The sequence below is a fragment of the Gottschalkiaceae bacterium SANA genome (genome assembly GCA_036323355.1).
Taxonomy (GTDB): Bacteria; Bacillota; Clostridia; order Tissierellales; family GPF-1; genus GPF-1.
This window is the reverse complement of record AP028876.1, coordinates 676,734-698,938: the sequence shown is the minus strand read 5'-3', so window position 1 is coordinate 698,938 and position 22,205 is coordinate 676,734. Positions and strand designations below refer to the sequence as shown.

The following is a 22,205-nucleotide window of genomic DNA, read 5'->3' as shown; positions in this document are numbered from 1 at the left end:
TCATTAAACTATATTTATTCGTTATTATTGATTTATTTAAACAATAACGGGTATAATTTGAATGTTGAAATTATGCGATAACAGTCTATCTTTGTAGCAATTTATTCATTCTGCAATTGTTTTTTCTATTTACGAACATAGTGATTTGAGAGGAGATTTCATGAAATGCTCAATAAGAATAGGAGGAAAACTATGAAAACCAAAAAGTACATCAAAGTATTGGCACTTGTAGTCGTAACCGTGTTACTGCTTAGCGGTTGTACAATCCGCGGTGGTGGTCTGCTAATGGATTGCGAAGACCCTTGTGCTCATCCTAGCACATTAACCACATTTGGGATCAATGCAGTTATTGAAAAGGATCCTTGCTGCGATGATCGATGCTGCGAATACGATGTGTCCGGTCACTTTACTTATTTTGATAAACAAGAATGTGTAAAAATTAAAGGAACCGTTGAGGGTGGTATGGTTCTTGATTTTGATCCGTGCAAACCAGGTGCAATTGGTACGGTATATGGCGAATATACCGATATGTGTGGAGCTACTGGAGCATGCTGCATTATGCTTTATGATTCAGACTATGCAGGCCAATTCAAATGCGATGCTGTCGCAATTAAACTTCTTTCAGGTCCAGAAGAAGGCTACAACAATTTCGCACCACTATTACGTGGAAATATCAAAATTAGAAGATAAATCAGATGCAAAGATCACTCCTCTCAGTGCCGGTTAATATGTTACATCAAGAATGCGGAGCACTCTACAATCAGAGCGCCCCGCATTCTTTCATCATTTCGTTTTTCTAACAATCATCATCTAACAAATTTACTGTTATATATAATGCACGATCCATTACTCAGTAATCCGATATTATTAAAAATCTACCCTTAGTCGAATTTCAGCCACCCCTTAGCATGTTTCACTGCCCGCTCCCACATGGTGCAAAGTTCTTCCCGCTTTTCTTCAGAAATCTGTGGCTCAAATCGCTTGTCGAGCTGCCAATTCTCCTCGATCTCATCCAAGCTTGTCCAATATCCCGTTGCAAGTCCCGCCAAGTATGCAGCGCCCAAGCATGTGGTTTCAGTGATAATAGGACGTTCGACAGGAATCCCCAGAATGTCCGCTTGGAACTGCATCAAGAAATCATTCTTTGCTCCACCACCGTCAACGCGTAGAATATCAAGTTTCTTGCCAGCTGAATTCTCCATAATCTTCAAGGCATCTCGCACCTGATAAGCCATGGACTCCAGGGCTGCTCTGGCGATATGAGCCTTGCCCGTTCCCCGGGTAAGTCCGATGATGGTACCACGGGCATAGGAATCAAAATGTGGCGACCCCAAGCCAACAAAGGCTGGTACAAAATACACACCGCCATTGTCTTCCACGCTGGTTGCCAATGTTGTTACGTCTTCTGTTTTCTCAATAATCCCTAGCTCGTCTCGAAGCCATTGCACCACTGCACCCGATACATCTGCCATGCCTTCAAAAGCAAATGAAGTATCATTTCCGATCGTCCACAGTACCGGCGAAAACAAGCCCGATTGCGGGGGATTATATTCCGCACCTGTATTCATCAGCATAAAGGAACCCGTACCATATGTATTCTTTGCCATGCCTTCTCGTACACAAGCCTGCCCAAAGGTTGCTGCCTGCTGATCGCCGGCAATTCCAGCAATTGGAATCTTCGCGCCAAAAAGCGCTTCATCCGTATAAGCCACAATCCCTGATGAAGGCACAAGCTTAGGAAGAATTTCTCTAGGAATCGCAAGCTCTTCCAATACGCGCTCGTCGTATTCCAAGGTGTTCGCATTCAACAAGGCTGTTACCGATGTATTGGATAAATCCGATACATGAGCGGCACCCTTGCTCCATTTCCATATCAGCCATGTATCAATGGTCCCATAAAGCAACGTTCCTTCTGCAACACCTACTTTTATTATTTCATCATTGTCAAGAAGCCACTTGATTTTTGATGCAGAGATATTTGGCACAATCGGCGCACCGGTTCTTTCAGCAACATCGGGATCCATAGCCAATAGATCTTCTACAACACCCAAAGATCGTCTGTCTTGCCATACAATCGCACGACCTACAGGTTCTCCCGTTTCCTTATTCCAGAATACGGTGGTCTCCCGTTGATTGGTAATGCCAATGGAATCTACCTGCTCCATGGCCACATTTCCCTTGGCCAAGGCCTCCTTCACCACACTCATAGTTACATCCAATATTTCTATGGGATCATGCTCAACCCAACCGGGCTTTGGATAATGTTGTTGAAATTCAGAATATGCCTGGGCAATTATATTGGATTTCTTGTCAAATAGAATCGCCTTGCTTCCTGTCGTCCCCTGATCAATTCCTAGTACATACCGCTCCATTTTACTCCTCCTCAATATTTTGATAAACACAGCGTCCATGATAAACAGTCATTGCTACCTGAACATCCTTGATGTTCTTCTCCGCCACTTCAAACAGATCCTGTTGCAAAATAACAAAATCCGCAAACTTACCCGCTTCCAGTGACCCTTTTTCTGCCTCTTCAAAATTCAATTCTGCCGCACGGATCGTATAAATTTCAATCGCTTCCATTCGCGATAATCGCTGGTTTTCATAAGGAGCGTTTACTGCCGCATGAATACCAAGCAAGGGGTCCATGGGTGTAACCAAACTGTCAGATCCACCGCCAACCCGCAAACCCGCATCCAGCAATTTTCGAAGAGGATAAGCATTTTTCACTCGCTCTTCTCCCAAACGAACTCGATAGTTATCCCCCTTCAGATAGACAAAGGCCGGTTGGGTGGCAATGGCCAGCCCCAATTCTGCCGCCCTTGCAATCTGGGCATCTGATGGAAATCCGAAGTGTTCGATGCGGTGTCGATGATCCCGTGCAGGATGACGCTTCAACACCCGCCCGTAGACCCGCAAAGCCTGCTCGATTGCCTTGTCTCCAATCACATGAAAGCTGATTTGTATACCCGCCATATGAGCGTCCTCAATTAGCTGTTCCAATTCCTTGTCAGCCATATATAATTCTCCAGCCGTCTCTGCATCGCTATAATTCTTCGAAAATGCCGCCGTCCGCCCCGAAACTGACCCGTCAAGAAAGAGATCTCCCCCCATCCTGGAAAGTCCCAGTTCCCCAATCTTCTTCACCCTCTTGATATTGTAGAAGAGAACTAAATCTAACAAATTTGAGTTTTTCCGGTGCAAGAATTCCGCGTAGGCGTCGCCCCAAAATTCGCCACCCTCAATGCAATGAATGGTCGTCAAGCCCCGCTTGACAGCTATTTTGGATGCCGCAGCCCACGCCCGGTCCAAGTCGGCAACCTCTGTTTGTTTTGCTATCCACATTTTAAAAACGGCATTATTGCCCCGGCTGATATAAGCCCCGCCTCCTTGATCCGCTTCCGCTTCAAAAGGTAAACTTGCCTGTTGTTTTGCCCGGCTATTCAATAAACTGCTGTGATAGCCCCTGTGATTGATGTACAAGGGATGATTGGGCACCGCCTCATCCAATTCCTCAAGGCTGGGCATCCTTTTTTCTACAATACGATTTTCATCGAAATTCACTGCCATGACCCATTCCCCCGCTACAAACTTTTCAGCCTGCTTAGAAAGAAGATTAAGCAGTTCATCCATGGTTTTTACTTCACCCAAATTCAACCTTGTCACACTGAATCCAGTATCTAAAAAATGCGCATGGGTGTCAATCAAACCCGGAAGCATCATTTTTCCTTTTAAATCCACTGTTTCATAAGGAAAAGTCGCAAGCGCTTCAAGCGCTTGCTTCTCTCCTATTGCAACAATTCGTTCTCCCCGGGTTAAAATTGCGCTATGTACAAGACCCTTTGGACGAATACATGTTACCTTTCCATTAATGTATAAGCTTCCTTCATTTTTCATTTCGCCACTTCCATCTATCCTAAGATTCGTTTTACTTCCTCTGCAACGACTTGACCTAGTTTTTCATGAGCGTCCAGATCCAGATGGATGCCATCATGCTTGCTGCTGGCAATATACTGGCCCGCATCGATCACAGGAATTCCGTACCATCCAGCAACAGTCGCATAGTGCTGTGCCAAATATTTGGATGTCTCTTCCGATCCCTTGAACATATATTCAAAAATACTGCCTGCCAAAGGACCTGTTGGCGGTGGCGTAATCAAAAGTATTTTCGGTTCGCCGTTTTTGAAGCAAGATACATGATCCAAAGTTTTTACAATTAGTTGATTGACACCAAAGGCTACATCCTCAGCAGTCAAAGAGTAACGTGATTTAAAATCATTGCTTCCCATGAAAATAATCACAAGATCCAGGGGATCATGGGTATCAAGCAATGGAATTAGATGGTGTTTGCCGCATCGAAACTCCTCAATGGGATCATCCCAAACCGTTGTGCGGCCATTTAGTCCCTCAGGAATCACCTTGTATTCTGATCCTAAAATCGCCTGCATGACTCCAGCCCAACGCTCATCATCCGTGTACCGCTCGATGCTTGCCAATGTATTGGTCGGTTTCCATCCCCATGTGTTTGAGTCGCCAAAAATTAATACGTTTTTCATCTTTACCTCCTTTAGGCTTTTCTCCTTTACTTCACTACCCGCATTGTTTGATATGCACGATCCGGCAAACCCTCTTGAATACACATTCCTCCTTACTTAGAAATTCGTCCTACAAGACTTTTCCTGTCAATTTCTGCATCATTGCAATAAAAAAAGCCGCACAAACCACCCCTACAGGCGGTTCAGCAACTCTTATTCTCTCGCTTCCCCTATCGTTTCCATAAATTGTCTTTGCTAGCTGCAACAGCATGAAAGCCATTTTTTCTGGCTTCTTGAATCGCTTCCTCATCGAAAGCCATTCCTCCTCCAATAACCGGAACCCGCGCTTTTCTTTTGATTTCTAACACTGCTTTTTTTGGCACGCTGGATGGCATTACAATCACCGCATCAGGTGCCATGTCCCCAATGGAGCGAAGACCCGTCCGCAAGGCATCGGAGTCAATCAAGAATAAACATAAAATTGGTTGCATACCTAATTTACGAATGCCTTTAATCAATTGAGGTTTTGTTGTAATTAGATAATCCACTTTCAGGTTAGCTAAAAATTCTAGCCCTTGATGATCACGGGCAATTCCTCGCAAAGAATCTTGATGGAGCATCACCTTGCGACGATTTTCCTTCAAATAGGTCATAATCCCAGGCAGTGTATTCACATCGCCAAACTTCACCATAATCAATCCATGTCTTGAATTTTCAATTACATTTTCCAACTCCTCCATCGATCGTGCTGAAGGCACCACCACTTGTTTTACCAGCTCCTGCTTGAATTGATCCGATGTCAGCATACATCTCTCCTTTTGGATATAAAAAAATCCATACTACCCCCTAAAAGTAGTATGGACATCTCTTAGACTCTAGCCCTAAGTTTAGAATAAGTGATTTCTATGCGTCTGTCAAGAAAAGGTGATGTCTGCTTTACTCACGTTTATTAATGTTGATCCAAAACAAATCTCATCGGAACCTTTGTAACCTTACGAAAAAGCACAATCCACACTCCTTAAACCTAAATCGCTAAAATAGAATCTAAATAACCCAGGAAACTCACCTATACTTTTGAGTGATTAAAATAAAACTCATCTCCTGCTTGTTCCTGCAGTTCTTCTTCATCGAGAATCCGGTATTGGCCTTGTTTTTTTTCTAGGATTTTATCATCACAAAACCCTTTTAAGGTGCGCAGTAAATGTCGATGACTACACCCTAAATGATTTGCCAAATGTGTGTAGTTACTTGAAAACAAGCCCTGCTTCTGTGCATATAAAATATAGCTAGATAGACGTTGTTTCAAAGAATAAGTGAGATTTATCGATGTATTTCGATCACTCCGTTCTACCTTCCAGCATAATTGCTCAGCAATAAAGCGCATTAGCGGAAGATCTTCCATCATTGCATGCAAACACTCTCGAAATCCAAGGACAAAACAAACGCTTTTTTCCAGCGCTTGAACACTACTTTGATATTCCCTTGGATCAAATAATTCAACTTCGCCTATCACACTTAAGCCTTCATAGTGATTAATAAGAAAAGTCTTTCCGCTTTCAACTGTTTTGGAAACTCTACACTTTCCTTCTACTAGGAGATACAAGCCTTTAGGCAAATCCCCTTCTTGGAACAAGTATTCTCCCTTGCTAAAGGAACAGAAAACTCCATTGTCCCAGTTGTCCTTGCTCATGATATCCTGCAACAAGCTATATTTTTTCCCATATACTACCTGTTGCTGTTTATTTAATCTCACCATCGATCTCACCTCCTTGGGTTAATCATACGTTAATTTCTTTGCAATAGCTATGACGAATGTCATACTTGCAAGCTTGGTTATTCTGCCATACTTGAACCATAACTAAAAGGAGGATACTCGATGTCACGAAACGATCAACTGAACTATTGGAACACCGTTGCCAATGAAAAAAAATTCACTTTACCTATTCCTATGCATCTTATAAGTAATCACTTGGAATGGAATGCGTCCATTCTTGATGTTGGATGCGGTTACGGTCGCACCTTAAATGAGTTAGTTCTTGAAGGGTTTGAGCAATTGATTGGCGTCGATTTCTCAAGCAAAATGATTGAACGAGGAAAGAGTCTCTACCCTGAATTAGATTTAAAAACACTAAAAACGCCCGCTTTACCCTTCCCTGATGAATCATTTGATGCTGTAATTTTATTTGCAGTACTGACTTGCATTGAATCAAACGAAGAACAGATTGCATTATTATCCGAGATCCATCGTGTGCTCAAGCCGGCCGGCATTGTCCTCATAAGCGACTTCCTGTTAAACACAGACCCACGCAACCTCGATCGTTATAAGAAATATCAAGATATTTTTGAACAGTATGGCACTTTCAAATTGCCAAATGGTGGTGTATGTCGGCACCACACACTGGATTGGGTAAGGGAAAGCACTTCCACATTCCAAGAAATTTCACTTGAGACAATACAATACACCACCATGAATGGCAATCCCTCCAATGGGTATTCCTACATTGGCAGAAAATAAAGCAGCAGGTACCCCTTTTGCTCATCAGTAATTGGCTTGAATTCGTGGATCCTTCAACCGAACTTATTCATAAAATGCGTTAGAATTTTAGACGATACCTTTCCCTCTTGACATGCAGAGTAAATCTCCATATAATCGAAGTACAAATGCGATGAAGAGAAGAGTAGTATCATTACGTGTTACAGAGAACCCGGTTGCTGGAAAAGGGGACAACGATTTGATATGAACCAAGACTTGGAGCTGCGCTGTGGATATTTTGATACAGCTACGTGTGTTCACGTTACAGAACAAGACTATTGTCTAATGAGGCCGAAAGGCAGAATTAGGGTGGCACCGTGATCTTATCGCCCCTACGTATAGCGTAGGGGTGTTTTTTTATACAGTATTAAATTATAATTGAAATAGAAATCAATCTTTAAGAGGAGAAAACCGATGAAACAATTTAAAAGACCTAGACCCGAATTTCCAAAGCGTGCCGTTATAACAGCAGGCATGCCCTACGGAAACAAATCTTTGCATTTTGGTCATATTGGCGGTGTATTTATTCATGCAGATACCTATGCTCGATTTTTGAAAGACAGAATTGGTAAAGACAATGTCATCTTTGTCTCAGGTACAGATTGCTATGGTTCTCCCATTGTAGCAAGTCATAAAAAATATAAGGATGAAACTGGTTCAGATATCTCGATGAGAGACTATGTGCACCAATTCCATATGTTGCAAAAAAAAGCTCTAGCAGACTATGATATTGCACCAAGTTTGTACGGTTCTTCTGCGTTTGATCGAAGCGGTCAAGTGCACAAGGAAGTTTCTAACAAACTTTTTGATGCTTTATATCAAGGCGGCTTTTTAAAAAAATTAACGACCAAGCAATTCTTTGATCCGAAAGCGAATGAATTCCTAAATGGCCGTCAAGTCATTGGAACATGTCCATTTGAAGGATGTAAATCAGATAAAGCATATGCGGACGAGTGCGCACTAGGCCACCAATATCAACCAAGTGAATTGATTGACCCCATCAGCATTTTATCTGGGGAAAAACCAATTCTCAAAGAAGTCTCTAACTGGTATTTTATTTTAGACGAATACACCGAGCAACTTCATAAAATGGTCGAACTTCAACGAAAAGAACGAAAAGTAAGACCCATGGTTTTGAATATTACGAACGAGTTCTTAAAAGATCCTGCCATCTACGTGACTCGAAAAGAACAAGCCAAAATTCTTGAAAAGAATTTGGTTCTTGAAAATTGCACGCTAATCGATGAAGCAAAAAAACCATCAGTGACCTATGAATTTGATTCACTAGATGCGCGTGATACGGGAAGAGCACTTTTGGAATCACAAGAAATCCGTTTCAGAACGGGCAAGACTCTTGTCCCTTTCAGATTGTCCGGCAATAGTGATTGGGGGGTTCCCGTGCCCAATACGGATGACCTAAACGACTTGACCTTCTGGGTATGGCCGGAATCACTTTGGGCACCCATTTCATTTACACAAACCTACCTGGAATCCATTGGACAAGATCCAAAGGAATGGCGTAAATGGTGGATTTCAGACGAAACCAAAGTATATCAGTTTATCGGCGAGGATAATATTTATTTCTACGGAATTGCTGAAATGGCCATGTTACTTGCTTATATGGGCTACGGACCTAATGATGACCGAGACTTAAGCGAAGTGAATTTCCCTAGACTCGTTGCCAACTGTCATCTATTGTTCTTGGATACGAAAGCAAGTAGTTCAGGTACCATTAAGCCACCAATGGCGGACGAACTTTTAAATCACTATACAAAAGATCAATTGAGGATGCATTTCTTGAGCTTGGGTCTTTCAAAGAAAAGCGTTAGTTTCAATCCAAAACCATTTGATCCAAAGGCTAAAGAGAATGAAGCGGATGTAACCTTAAAAGATGGCAACCTATTAACGAATGTACTCAACCGACTTTTGCGTTCATGCTTCTATACCTCTCAAAAGTATACCGAGTCGATTGTCCCTAATCTTGAAATCTCAGAAAACATCCTAAAAACGGTTGAAAAAGGTGTACTTGATTATGAGTCTAATATGGCAAAACAAGAATTCCATAGAGTCACTTATAACCTAGACAGCTTAATTCGAGCGTTGAGTAAAAACTGGGCCAAGGAAATGAAAATAGCCGACTCAAACGATGACGATCAACATCGCTCACAGATCATCGCCGATACGCTATATGGCGTTAAAGTTGCCCTTACCCTTCTTCACCCCCTTGTACCGGAAAGTGCTGAGTATGCTAGAAACTATCTGAACCTTAACGAGACACTATGGTCTTGGGATTATATTTTCGAACCGATTACAGCCCATATGGATGATCCTATAACTCACAAACTAACCTTTATTGAACCGAGATTTGACTTTTTCGAGAAACACGAATCTCAATTAGTCAAAAGATAAAGACAGTTTCAACAAAGATCCATTCGGAAGAATGGGTCTTTTTTATTACCGTTATTTTTAACCTTTCCATCGATTTCTTCCAAAAAAAAACAGGAGTTTGATGAACCTTCATCAAACTCCCGCTTGCTCTTTGTCGTAAAATTGAAGCTGCCAAGAAAAATTCGGCAATCCAAAAACTCTTGAACACTCAATCTTACCCGATTACTTGATCGTGACCTTATCGTCGTATGCTGTATTTTGACAAATCAGTCGCTTATAAGTCTTCGAACATATCTGTCATATACTCGAGTGCATCGAACATTTTATCAAGCTCTTCCTCCTAAAATAGATTAATAATTCACATGCTGCCAATGAATTTTATCCTTCTATCCTTGAAAAACATGGCTTTTTCATTGAAAATATCACCTCTAGATTTCACAAATCTCAAATCTATTCTGTCTATTGGCTCGTGACCATCTCGGTCGATGGGTCTTCTGCGAAATCAATTTCTATATATACACTCTCGGTCTTCTCAGCCCAAGAAACTTTCGCCCCAAGATGCTCAGAAATAAACCTCAGCGGTACCATTGTACGCTCACCTATTAACTCTGCTTCTGTATCCATGGTGTAATAATCACCATTTTTAATGATCGTTTTCGTACCGATTGCAATCACAATTTCATCGTCGCCTTTAAGAATCTTGGCATACTCCCACTCCTGATTCCAAATTACTTTTGCCCCTAGCAATTCAGAAACAAATCGAATCGGCACCATCGTTCGTTCATCTTCATTAACATAAGGCCTTTCATCTGGAAAAGCAACTTCTTCCCCATCAACATAAACCGTAACAAACTCTTTTTCTTCTAAAACAAAAACCGATGAGGAAAACGTCAGAATTAAACATATCATAAGCAAAATATACTTTTTCACGTAGAACCTCCTAAATTATTGATTTATACCTAAAGTTTACCACTTTCATATGGATGAGTCAAAATATTCAAATAAAAAAAGCATTGAAACCCAGGATCATAACAGACCCTAAATTTCAATGCTTTCTCTTTATTTCTATCTGGCGTTCCCGAGAGGAGTCGAACCTCCGACCTACCGCTTAGGAGGCGGTCGCTCTATCCTACTGAGCTACGAGAACAAATACCTATACTAGTGTAACTAGATTGGCTCGAAATGTCAAGAAAGACAGCCTTTTGGCTGCCTTCCTCTCATCTATTTATGGTGCAGGTATCGGTTATTCCGTAGGTTCAGCCAACTCACCAAGTGAAACAATTACTTCAATGGTTTCAGCTTCAAAGTTGTCTGCCCATATGATTTCGATCTCAAATTCACTGACGCCAACTTCTGCTTCAAAATAGAACCACAAACGGTCTTTGCCACTTCCATCTAAATCGAGGTCAGTCCAAGTCTCTCCACCAATTTTCAACTCTTTAATCGTTTCGCCATCATAATTTGTTGGAAGGAGGATCTCAATACCAACCCAATTTCCATCTACTAACGCCACGTCGTCCAAGTCCATCAAGGATCCTTCACTCGCTTTGTAGTAGGTCACTGCTCGTCCCTCTTGAGTCGTAATGGTCAATTCATTCTCCATCTCATCGAATACATACTCAAGACCTAATCCGCCTGTAACAGCCGGATCTTGTTGAATACTGCCCGCTGATCTTATTGGACTTACAATCTCATCTTCTAAATTTAAACCAAACCAACGAATTTCAATGAGCTCATCGACATATTCTGGACCCCATTTAATTCGTAGTTCTTTTGCAACTGCTTGATTCTCTTGATCAACTTCAAGATAATAAACCAATCGGTTATCATTCAAATCAAATTCATCTTCATCCAAGATCATGCTTTCAAATTCGATATACTCAAAATCTTCATCATCAAATCCATCAGGAGAAGGAATTCGAATACCAATAAAGTTTCCAGCTTTTGTTGGTAACGGATCACCAGCTTCAATAAACGGCACTTGATTGCCTGTCTCGCCAACGATATCCAAATCTTTATCATCGCCATCAAAATTGAAATCTAAATTTAATCCGCCCACGTTATTGTACTGAATCACTTCATCATCTACTCGATCAATCGGCATTTCTACCACAGGCGCATTTTCGAAGGCCAAATACTGCAACTTCACATCAAATGTTTCTCTATCGAGATCTAGATCCCATCTGACTTCAAGATTTGGACTCGTACCCACAAGTGATTTTGTTACAGGTACGTACACATAGAGTTCATCATTTACGATTTGATAGCTATCAATGTCATTGCCTCTCCACTCTACATCAACTACGTCCTCTGTATCATAATCGTAATCAATTTCGTCAGGCACATCAATTGCCAAGCCAACATAATATCCATCAAGTTTGAAATTAAACAAGGTGAAATCATTATAATTAACCAACAAATCAACGTTGTTTCCTTGATCTAAACCATCCGTACTCGTTACAGTCACGTCATAGTCCGATGGATCAAAATTAACGTTTAATTTGTACATATTTCCCGTGATGGGCTCTTGCGTAACATCTCCGCTATTTCGGGCAATGTCCGAAGGAATATTCGGTTCATCTTGATCATCATCATCGTCAATAATAATCGTTCCATCATCCCATGTGACTTCTAAATCAAAGGTTTCTGAAATAAATCGAAGCGGTACATAGGTGCGATCATCAAATATCTGTGGTTTGGTATCTAATGCTTCCCAACGAATATTTCCATCTTCCTTGACATATGCGACAGGGAAATCAATAAATAATGCAATTTCAACATCTTCTAAAGTAATGCGAACAACAGAAACTCGTGTGCCCACATTAATATTGGCATTCATTTCATCATCCAGCCACTCATCTGCAGTTTCACTCATTCCCTCCAAATCAATATTGGAGAATCCTGCAAAATTGCCAAAGGTTAACGAATTGTTATCCCAATATGGAATCCAATCGACATCAGCATCTAGGGCTTCTACAAGGGCTCGTACAGGCACTAAGGTTCTACCATCCGCCAACATTGGTGGTGTATCAAACAAGAAATTGTACTTGTGACTGATAATGCTGTTAAACGGCAACACATCCCAATTTTCGAAGCGATGTCTAAATCGATTCATCACGCTAACCGCATCTTGCACATAGGGTTGTTCCACATAATGCTTGTTATTTAGATGATTACGAAGAGCAAGATAAAACTTCTTCGCTTCCTTACTGTTACTCGTCAAAATTTCTTCTAATTCATCGTAACGATCCTCATCCACCCCATTCAGGCTTCCATGATCTTCTAATTTGTCTTTTAATGCCAGATACTCTTCTAGCATCTCATCCCATTTCATAATCAATTGATCTTTCCAATGCACCTTTCCACTGTTGCCAGGTGCTGCAAAGGCTGATGTTCCCACAGCTCCTGCAAGTAACACGGCAATCAATAGAAATGCCAATAGTCTTTTCATTCTATTTCCTCCTTTTTCATTGTCTTTCTACTCCTGCTTATATATACGACGAAACTAAGCAGAAAAAGTGGCGTTTCTTTCAATTTCTTTCTATTTTTATTGTATTCCTTATTTGTATAAAAAAAAAGCTCCGTCAGACTGTTTCTGACGAAGCTTAATACCTGGGGCTGGAGTCCCCTCGTTGATTTTACATCCCCATATAAAAAAACATGATTGACACTGCCCAGCCCCGGTTCACACGAAATACGTGAGAATAGCTAGCGAATAACATCCACGCCCATAAAGTGGCGCAATACCTCTGGAACAGTGATGCTTCCATCAGCATTTTGATAGTTCTCCAGGATTGCTGCAAAAGTACGACCAACTGCAAGTCCTGAACCATTTAACGTATGCACAAACCGTAGTTTCTTTGTCTCTAGGTCTCTAAATTTAATATTTGCACGTCTTGCTTGGAAATCCTCAAAATTAGAACATGAACTAATTTCGACATATCGGTTATAACTTGGCATCCACACCTCAAGATCATAGGTCTTGGCGCTAGAGAATCCAATATCTCCTGTACATAATTCCACCTTGCGATATGGCAACTTCAAGGCCTTTAAAATCGCTTCTGCATGATTAGTCAAAATTTCCAACTGCTCATAAGAGTGATCCGGATGCGCAAATTTTACCAGTTCCACCTTGTCAAACTGATGATTTCGAATCAAGCCTCTTGTATCTCGGCCTGCGCTTCCTGCCTCTTGACGGAAGCAAGGCGTATACGCCGTGTAGTTTACCGGCAAGGCCGCTTGATCGATCACCTCATCTCGGTGAAGGTTGGTAACCGGCACTTCTGCCGTTGGAACCAAAAAGAAATCTTTTGAAGGAAGATGAAAAGCATCGTCCTCAAACTTGGGCAATTGTCCCGTTCCGGTCATCGATGCACGATTCACCATATATGGCGGTGCAATCTCCGTGTATCCATGATTCTCCGTATGGGTCTGTAGCATAAAAGCGGCAATCGCTCTTTCTAATCGTGCGCCTAATCCCTTAAACAAGGTAAATCTTGCTCCTGTGATCTTTGCTGCTCGCTCGAAATCAAGGATATCCAAGGTTGTGCCAAGGTCCCAATGAGCTTGAGGTTCAAAATCAAAAGCAGTCGGCTCCATAAAGGACATAACCTCTACGTTGTCGTTTTCATCTTTTCCTATTGTAACATCCGGGCATGGCGTGTTGGGCAAAGTCATCAAGATTGTATCGATTTGATCGTCTACCTCTTTAACCTTAGCTTCAAGTCCTTTGACCTCGCCAGATAAAGTTTTCATTGCGGCAAAAATTTCCGAGGCATCCTTACCCTCTTTTTTCAATTTTGGAATTTCTTTTGAAGCACGATTCTGCTCGGCCTTTTTCGATTCCATATCAACCAACAGCGTTCTGCGTTCTTCGTCCAATGCGATCAAACCACCTAGGTCATAGTCGCCTCTTCTCTTTAACAATTCCTGTACTTCTTCTGGATTCTTTCGAATACGTTTGATGTCCAACATCACGTTCACCCCTTCTTGTCCATTTCATAATAAATTCTGTCTTGAATTCTGTTCAAGACAGGCTGTCTTTGTGTCGTCGCAGGTAACCGATTGATATCACAGCTGAGTGCTCACCAAAGACCTATTTCCTTATAAATAAAAAAACCGTCCCTATAAAATATAGGGACGGATCAATTCCGCGTTGCCACCCTAGTTAGCCTGTAAACAGACTCCCTCAGTATCCGCTGTAACCGGCGGTCCGGTCGTTTCCGAAAGCTCCAAGGTGGATTCCCTTTGTTTTGATCCTTGTTTTCACCCGACACAAGGTCTCTATGTAACAAATCAAAGGTACTAAGCTCTTCATCGCTCAATCAATATATTCGTATGATACCACAAGGGACCAAAGTCCGTCAATCCCCTATTTTACCAATCGATTTTTCGCTTCCATCCAGTCGCAAGTATCAAAGATATTTTTGGTGAAGTACTTCCAGCTGTCATCCGTCGCCATCACCACAATGTTCTTCTCATCCGTACCCGCCATCGTTTTTGCCTTGCGAATTGCTGCGTATACATGAGCCCCTGTTGCTTGTCCGATTAAAAGACCGGATTTTTTTGCAACTTCCCAAAGCGTCGCGTCAATTTGTTTTTGATTTACATCAACGATTTCATCGGCCAGACTCAAATCTAGATTTCCCGGGATAAAGCTATTGCCAATTCCCGAGCATGTAAAGGATTTGAATTTATCGCCTGAATATACAGACCCCTCCGGTTGAACGATGATCGCTTGAATCACTTCGCTTTGTTCCTTTAGGTATTTTGCAACCCCTGTAAATGTGCCGCCTGTACCTGCACCATGCATATAAATATCAATTTTACCGTCAAGCTGACTATATAATTCCGGTCCAGTTACCTCATAATGCACCTGCATATTCAGGGGATTCTCATACTGATCAAAATAGTAAGCATCCGGGTGTTCGCTACGATACTTGTTGACCGCTGCATCCGTTTCCGTATGATCTGAACAACAAGGGACATGAATGATTTCTGCACCCAAAGCCCTGCACATAATCTGTTTCTCTATTATGTAATCTTCCGGTAAAACCAAGACAATCTTATATCCACGCTCTGCACCCACCCAGGCAAGGGCAACCCCAGTATTTCCAGCATTGGCGTCAATCACTGTACCACCAGGCAATAATTCACCGGATTCTTCTAGCTTATCGAACATATATGAAACCGTTCGATCCTTAACACTCGTACCGGGATTCATCGACTCCATCTTTAAAAAAACATGTACATTCTCTGGAATCTCGTACCGTCCTTGATCCAATTCCAGAATTGGTGTATTTCCCACTAAATCGCTTAGTCGTTTTGCTATCATGTGGCTCCCCCTTTGGCTTGTTTTCTTCTCTTCCTATTCTAACAAATCCCTGGCCTTCTGCCAAATGAATTCATCTTGAAATATTTTCAAGACTGACCGCCTTCGCTTAACTTATATTTGCAGATTACACCCTCTGCAAATGATTGCGAAGATCTATTCATCCTTTCCTTGATGAATTTTGTCTTTCTCGATGTTCAAGCCAAACCATCTTCGTTTTTTTCGCATATTAGCAAATTCGTGCATTTTGCTTAATGCTTAACGAAGATCTATTCATCTTTGCCAAATGAATTCATCTTGAAATATTTTCAAGACTGACCGCCTTCGCTTAACTTATATTTGCAGATTACACCCTCTGCAAATGAAAAACCTCCCAAATTCGGGAGGTTTGCACTCAATTCTTATTCAGTTTGGCTACTCAACTCATTCAATGTTTTTGCCAAAGAATCCATAAAACGTCCATAGTTTGACCAGTCGCCTATTTTAACGGCTTCTTGCGCATCATCATACAGATTTTGAGCCCGATTAATCAACTCAATCAAAGTCTCTTCAGTCAAATCCACCTCATTACCTTCATTGTCTGTGGTTCTGGTTCCCCCAAACAAAGCCAGCAAGGCCTCTTCCAGGGTTTCCTCCATGACAATGTCATCTCCATGGGCTGCAATTACTCGTCGCATTTCCGGCAAGCTGTTAGCATTGTCTGCCTGCAGATAAATGGGTTCCACATAGAGAAGTGAATCGTCCAATGGAATTACAATAATATTCCCACGTAGTACACTGGATCCCTGTTGGCCCCATAGGGTCAATTGAGAAGAAATTTCAGGATTTTGATCAATCCTTGATTCCAGCATAATTGGTCCCATTACAGACTTGTCTTTCGGAAATTCATAGAGAACCAAGTCTCCATAATTGTCACCGTCATTACGGGCGACAAACAAGGAAGTCATATTTGGCTTGCCTTTAGGTGTATACGGGATCGTCAATAAAAATTCAGCTTCCCCATCGTCCGGCAAACGGAACATTACATAATTAGGTTCCACGGTTTGTACGCCTTCCATATACTTCTCTTCGGCAATATTCCAAATATCCTCACGGGTATAGAATACAGTTGGATCCGTCATATGGTAAGTTCGATACAACTCGCTTTGAACCTTGAACATGGTTTGCGGATATCGCACATGAGCTCGAATACCATCCGGCATGTCTGACATCGGCTTAAAGAGATCCTTAAAGATTTTGTCATAGGTCATAATCATTGGATCACTCTCATCAGCAATATAGAAATCAGTGGTTCCTTCATAAGCATCGATAACTACCTTGGCTGAATTTCGAATATAATTGACCTTTGATTCATAGCTGATCGGTTGTGAATACGGGTATCGAGAACTGGTGGTATAGCCATCCAAGATCCAATACATCTTTCCATCATCCTGATTCAAAACCAGGTAGGGATCTTCATCATAGAGAATAAATGGAGCCAGTTTTTTCACTCGATCCAAAATGTTTCGTCTCAACACAATGCGGCTGTCATTGTTTACAGCACCGGAAATTAGAATTTCCAAGTCGCCCTGACGGAATGCGTACAACAATTTATTGATTCCATTCAATTGGATGCCCGCCTTGCCTTCATAGCGGGTTTCCTGATTGGCGTCCCCGGTGGAATAATCAAACTCATTCTCATCGGTATTAATAATTGCATACTGATTGGTCAACTCCCCAAAATAAATTTCAGGACGTTGAATATTCAAATCGGTATCCGTAATCGGTGGAATATTCCGTACAAACAAAGCGGGTTGTCCTTGCGGTGTCACCTCATTTACAGGAGACAAAACAAAACCATAGCCGTGGGTGTACTTCAAATGTCGTCCGATCCAGGTTTGAGCTTGAGAATCTAATTTTTCTTGATTCAATTCCCGCGCCGACAAAAATACCTGACGGTAGTCGCCATCAATATGGTATCGATCAATATCAATATCATTAAAATCATAGTATAGACGAATAGACTGCAATTGCGTGTAAACCTGCTTCACCGGACGATAATCATTGATTCGAATATTCTCAATGGTCTCCGGATTTGCAGCAATAGTGTCTTTCGTCAAATTTGTGCTCGCTTCATAATTGATTACATCAACCTCATCTAGGTTATAGGCCTGTCGGGTGTAATCGATATTGTATTCCAAATATTGCTTCTCTCGAGACAATTCATTGGGTTCAACAATCAAGTTCTGAACCAATCCACCAACGATGGTTCCCCCAATGGCTACAATTGCAAGAACAGCAGGTCCCAGTATTGCAATGCGTTTGTTGCGCTTGTAGGCCCCATAGAGCACGCTAATCCCTGCAACTATCCCTAAGATCGCTAATGCGCGATACAGCCACAGATAGATGTGGATATCCGTATAACCGGCACCATAGACCTTGCCCGTTGCCGAATACAAAAGATCAAAGGTTCTTAACCAATTGTTCACCCCGATCAACATCAAAATCACAAAAGCCAATGCACCGACTTGATGCAGGGCTGCTTTGATAATCTTTGAATTTAATTCCTTTGCTTTTGCAGATAAGTTGCGGTCCACAAAAGACCGGCGTCCCAGGTATTCCACTTCTTCCATTTCTTCAACATCCGACTGTGGTGGCGCAATCGCCATCATAATCGCATAGAAAACAACGGTCAAAATCACCAGGGTGAAAACAAGCCCCAATATCAGAGAAACGACCTCCCGCAAAAACGGCAAGGTAAAAACATAAAATCCAACATCATTGTTGAACAATGGATCCGCCACCCCAAAGGCAGTACGATTTGCAAATTGCAACCATACGAACCACAGGCTTGTTGCAAAACTAATCGCGGTTGTCAAACTGATTAACAAGGAAACTCCGCCGAGCCCTCGATTCATCCACTTATTCTTGTCTGGATCAAGAGTTACTTTTGATTGTGCCAGATAATTTCGTTTGATCATCCTTAAATAAAAATAAACAACGAGGAAGATGATCACGAGTGCTGGGATTCCAATAGTAAATTCCGTCACCAATCTTTTGAAAAAGGTTTCGGTATACCCCAATTCGCGGAACCACTGATAGTCTGTCACAAAGTTAACGATTGTTCTGAAAAACATCAATGCCAGGACCAAAATCCCGCCAACGATCGCCAAAACATTCTTTCGTGTCTTTGCCATAATTTTCATCTCCTTTCGACGGTATTATACCCGTCATAAAAAATAATACTCCCATGATTAATCATAGGAGTATTATTTGTAAAAATCAAATAAACTTTCCATAAATTAGAAGATAAGTTGATATTCTTTCAAGCTTTCTGGTAAGGTGCTTGGTTCCTTGCTCATGGTGAGATAAAAATCAACATTGTTTCTCTCGCTGATCCCGTCCAAATCTTTTAAAATCTTTTCGAGTAAATCATCGTCAATGTCAATCAAAGTATATAAACGGTCGACAAAGATTTTTTCGATGTCAAAGTTTCCAGCCAATAAACCCTTTACAAAACCTTCGATGCCCACTAGTGTTTCCAATTTATACGTCAATGCGTTGACGTATCGTACCTCGTGAGGAAATTCAAGCATGTGCTTGTCTTTCGTGGTTACAAATACAACGACACCCTTTGATGCTTCATTTGCTTCCTTCGCCATTTTCACAAGTGCCTTTGTCTTACCTGCGCCCTTGTTACCAACTAACAGTTTCACCATGATAACCACTCCTTCATATTCTAATCCTCTCCAGTTGAAAAGGTTTTTCTTATTATAATTATACGCAAATAATTGCCTTTCTACCACATTTTTTCGAATTTAACGAAAAGTTAATAGCTGGAAATTTACCCTTGACAAAGTCATTGATATACCCATTTCTTGGAATTCATTTTTGCGGATAATTCTCGGCCCAATCCAATCTATCAAAAACCCCTAAAAAAAGATGAATAGGTTCCCTAAATCCCTGTTTATTGTTGAAATATTCAATAAATAGCGATAAGAGCTTGTTGAATATTTCAACAGTAAACAATCGTTTTTTTAAAACCCATCTAGTTCAATCGCTTTTTGTAAAAAAAAAAAAGATGCTTCTTTAAGAAACATCTTTAGACTTTCATTCAGTTTTTTTACTTTTTATAACCATTCAATGCAAGATTTGCAATAACACCAACCAGCGCTGCCAGGCTTAAGCCAGAAATGCTTACTGAGCTTGTCACTGGAATTCCAATCGTTAAGCCAAGATAAGTCGGCGACAATCCAATAAAGAGGATCAAAGCCATAACGATCAAATTCTTTGCATTTACTTTTACTTCTTCACGTTTGATTGTTTGTACCCCGATATAAGCAATCATCGTGAACAACATCAAGGAGATTCCGCCCATAACCGGTACAGGAATACTGCTTAAGGTTCCACCCAATTTGCCAACAAAGGCAAGTACAATCGCAAAGCATGCTGCAATTCTTAATGTTGCTGGATTATAATTCTTTGTAATTGCAAGTACCCCTGTGTTTTCGCCGTAGGTTGTATTCGCAGGTCCACCAATCAATCCAGCAATTAATGTTGCCAATCCATCGCCCAAAAGCGTTCGGTTCAAACCCGGATCCTCGATGAAGTTCTTTCCAACAACCTGACCGTTGGTTGTAATATCACCGATATGCTCCATAAATACAGCCAAAACGATTGGCGCAATCATCATGATCGCTCCGATATCAAACAAAGGCGTTGTAAATGATGGCATTGCAAGGAAAGCTGCATCGCTGATCAAGCTTGTGTCAACTTGTCCCATAGAAAGAGAAACCACATATCCGATTACGACTGCCAAAAGGATATTCAATTGCTGAATAAATCCTTTCGCCACATATTTAATCAATAATGCTGAACCCAGAGTAATTCCCGCTAGCAGGAAGTTTCCTGAGGCCATTCCATAAGCAACGGGTACTAGGTTCAAGCCGATGACAATAATCATGGGTCCAACAACCTGTGCTGGCAACAATCGTCTTACCTTATCGACACCAACGCCCTTAACAAGGAATGAAAGCAGAACGTAGATCAAACCGGCAACCATAATGCCGCCCTGTGCGTATCTAAGGTCCCCAAAAGTCTGACCCACCGCAACGATAGAAGCAATAAATGCGAAAGAAGATCCCAAGAATACGGGTACCTTTCCACCTGTAACCGCATGGAATGTTAGTGTTCCCACTCCGGCGGAGAATAATGCAACCGATGGATTTAATCCGGTTAAGATGGGCACCAAGACTGTGGCGCCAAACATGGCGATCAAGTGCTGAAGACCCAAGACAATGTTCTTTCCGTTTAGTCCCTCGTAATAATTAGAGTTTGTCATAGCAGGTTCATTTGTAGACATTTGTTTCCTCCCTTTCCGGCCTCTCGGGACCGAGTTAAAATGAATGATAAACATGAATAATGGCAAAAAAAAACCTTCAAGCAAGACGCAAGAAGGTGAAAATACACAAAAAAATTTTCATATTCTTATCAGTCTCACAGAACTGATTTAAAGATTTATTTTACTTATCATACCATATGAAATTGACAGTTACAAGCTTATTCCAAGGTTTCTTTCAAAACCTTGCCAATCGACTCACGAACAATCAATTGTGCCTTGTCATCAAAGGGTGTTGCCTCTTTGTTGATCAGGACCAATCGGTTTCCTCGAAAATAGCGAAGCAGTCCTGCGGCGGGATAAACCACCAGTGATGTTCCGCCGACAATCAACATGTCTGCTCTGCGAATCAGCTCGATAGCCGCTTGGGTCACCTTATTAGCCAACCCTTCCCCATATAGTGTCACATCCGGTCGAACTATATCACCGCATTTCCTACAGCGAGAAATTCCCTCTGATTCCACCATAAAAGAAAGCGGATAGGTTGCGCCGCAGCCCACGCAATAATTTCGATGAACGCTCCCGTGAAGTTCCATCACATTCTTTGATCCTGCGGCTTGATGAAGTCCGTCGATATTCTGAGTAACTATACCAGCCAAATTTCCCATTTTCTCCCATTCAACCAAAGCACAATGCGCCGCATTCGGCTTGGCCTCTGGATGCAGAATAAACCCTCTGTAATAGCGATAAAAGGTTTCAGGCTCATTTACAAAAAAATCATGACTAAGCATCTCTTCTGGGCGATGATTAAACTCACTCTTTGCTTGATACAAGCCATCCGCCGATCGAAAATCAGGAATTTGACTTTCTGTCGACACACCAGCGCCACCAAAAAAGACGATGGATCGACTTTCTTTCATCCAAATTTTTAATTGATTTTTCATCAGATAACTCCCTTTAACATTCATAAACCCCTCTTATTTTCAATGCAAATTGTTGTTCATTCCATTCTACTGTACTATAATATAGTTGAAACAAACATATGATAAGACCAAACGATGTCCATGAACTGTGGAATTTCTCCTCGTGGACTCCTCACAT

General features: G+C 41.5%; 16 protein-coding genes, 1 tRNA gene and 2 other annotated features. Of the genes, 3 read left to right on the top strand and 14 right to left on the bottom strand.

Annotation, left to right across the window (positions count from 1 at the left end; translation table 11 throughout):
- Positions 1–192: 192 nt before the first annotated feature.
- Entirely contained in the window at positions 193–690 is a 498-nt protein-coding gene (locus AC25CA_RS03435; protein ID WP_486815643.1) for a hypothetical protein, read from the top strand.
- A gap of 191 nt (positions 691–881) precedes the next feature.
- Here AC25CA_RS03435 and glpK read toward each other — a convergent pair whose 3' ends face one another.
- From glpK to AC25CA_RS03410, 5 genes are all read right to left on the bottom strand, one after another.
- Positions 882–2,372, bottom strand: coding sequence for a glycerol kinase GlpK (gene glpK, locus AC25CA_RS03430; RefSeq protein ID WP_486815642.1), 1,491 nt, complete (start codon positions 2,370–2,372; stop codon positions 882–884).
- Between the two features lies 1 nt (position 2,373).
- Complete coding sequence (locus AC25CA_RS03425) at positions 2,374–3,897, bottom strand: amidohydrolase (protein ID WP_486815641.1); 1,524 nt, start codon at positions 3,895–3,897, stop codon at positions 2,374–2,376.
- A 14-nt stretch (positions 3,898–3,911) separates the two neighbouring features.
- Positions 3,912–4,556 (bottom strand): SGNH/GDSL hydrolase family protein, encoded by a 645-nt coding sequence (locus tag AC25CA_RS03420; protein WP_486815640.1) that lies wholly within the window; start codon positions 4,554–4,556, stop codon positions 3,912–3,914.
- Positions 4,557–4,765: 209 nt separating this feature from the next.
- The gene (locus AC25CA_RS03415; RefSeq protein WP_486815639.1) at positions 4,766–5,341 is read right to left on the bottom strand and encodes a glycerol-3-phosphate responsive antiterminator; all 576 of its coding nucleotides are present in this window, start codon (positions 5,339–5,341) and stop codon (positions 4,766–4,768) included.
- Positions 5,342–5,601: 260 nt separating this feature from the next.
- A complete protein-coding gene (locus tag AC25CA_RS03410; protein WP_486815638.1) occupies positions 5,602–6,291 on the bottom strand; it encodes a cyclic nucleotide-binding domain-containing protein in 690 nt (229 codons plus the stop codon).
- A 120-nt stretch (positions 6,292–6,411) separates the two neighbouring features.
- On the opposite strand from AC25CA_RS03410, the gene AC25CA_RS03405 reads away from it, so the two are divergent.
- Entirely contained in the window at positions 6,412–7,050 is a 639-nt protein-coding gene (locus AC25CA_RS03405) for a class I SAM-dependent methyltransferase (RefSeq protein ID WP_486815637.1), read from the top strand.
- 142 nt (positions 7,051–7,192) lie between these two features.
- Positions 7,193–7,405, top strand: a binding site (T-box leader).
- A 77-nt stretch (positions 7,406–7,482) separates the two neighbouring features.
- Complete coding sequence (locus tag AC25CA_RS03400; RefSeq protein WP_486815636.1) at positions 7,483–9,477, top strand: class I tRNA ligase family protein; 1,995 nt, start codon at positions 7,483–7,485, stop codon at positions 9,475–9,477.
- A gap of 438 nt (positions 9,478–9,915) precedes the next feature.
- Here the strand turns inward: AC25CA_RS03400 and AC25CA_RS03395 are convergent, their stop codons facing one another.
- From AC25CA_RS03395 to AC25CA_RS03355, 9 genes are all read right to left on the bottom strand, one after another.
- Positions 9,916–10,386 carry a copper amine oxidase N-terminal domain-containing protein gene (locus tag AC25CA_RS03395; RefSeq protein WP_486815635.1) on the bottom strand — a complete coding sequence of 157 codons (471 nt, stop codon included), beginning with the start codon at positions 10,384–10,386 and terminating at the stop codon, positions 9,916–9,918.
- Positions 10,387–10,526: 140 nt separating this feature from the next.
- Positions 10,527–10,603, bottom strand: a tRNA-Arg gene (locus tag AC25CA_RS03390).
- Positions 10,604–10,699: 96 nt separating this feature from the next.
- Complete coding sequence (locus AC25CA_RS03385) at positions 10,700–12,907, bottom strand: copper amine oxidase N-terminal domain-containing protein (protein ID WP_486815634.1); 2,208 nt, start codon at positions 12,905–12,907, stop codon at positions 10,700–10,702.
- 257 nt (positions 12,908–13,164) lie between these two features.
- Positions 13,165–14,430: a serine--tRNA ligase gene (gene serS / locus AC25CA_RS03380; RefSeq protein ID WP_486815633.1), complete on the bottom strand. Its 1,266-nt coding sequence runs from the start codon at positions 14,428–14,430 to the stop codon at positions 13,165–13,167.
- Positions 14,431–14,588: 158 nt separating this feature from the next.
- Positions 14,589–14,782 (bottom strand) — a binding site (T-box leader).
- Between the two features lie 45 nt (positions 14,783–14,827).
- Positions 14,828–15,790 carry a PLP-dependent cysteine synthase family protein gene (locus AC25CA_RS03375; protein ID WP_486815632.1) on the bottom strand — a complete coding sequence of 321 codons (963 nt, stop codon included), beginning with the start codon at positions 15,788–15,790 and terminating at the stop codon, positions 14,828–14,830.
- A gap of 398 nt (positions 15,791–16,188) precedes the next feature.
- Positions 16,189–18,963, bottom strand: a complete 2,775-nt coding sequence (locus AC25CA_RS03370) for a UPF0182 family membrane protein (RefSeq protein ID WP_486815631.1) — start codon at positions 18,961–18,963, stop codon at positions 16,189–16,191.
- A 105-nt stretch (positions 18,964–19,068) separates the two neighbouring features.
- Positions 19,069–19,485 (bottom strand): hypothetical protein, encoded by a 417-nt coding sequence (locus AC25CA_RS03365; RefSeq protein WP_486815630.1) that lies wholly within the window; start codon positions 19,483–19,485, stop codon positions 19,069–19,071.
- A 404-nt stretch (positions 19,486–19,889) separates the two neighbouring features.
- Positions 19,890–21,128: a uracil-xanthine permease family protein gene (locus tag AC25CA_RS03360; RefSeq protein ID WP_486815629.1), complete on the bottom strand. Its 1,239-nt coding sequence runs from the start codon at positions 21,126–21,128 to the stop codon at positions 19,890–19,892.
- A gap of 197 nt (positions 21,129–21,325) precedes the next feature.
- Positions 21,326–22,048 carry an NAD-dependent protein deacylase gene (locus AC25CA_RS03355; protein WP_486815628.1) on the bottom strand — a complete coding sequence of 241 codons (723 nt, stop codon included), beginning with the start codon at positions 22,046–22,048 and terminating at the stop codon, positions 21,326–21,328.
- Positions 22,049–22,205 lie beyond the last annotated feature (157 nt).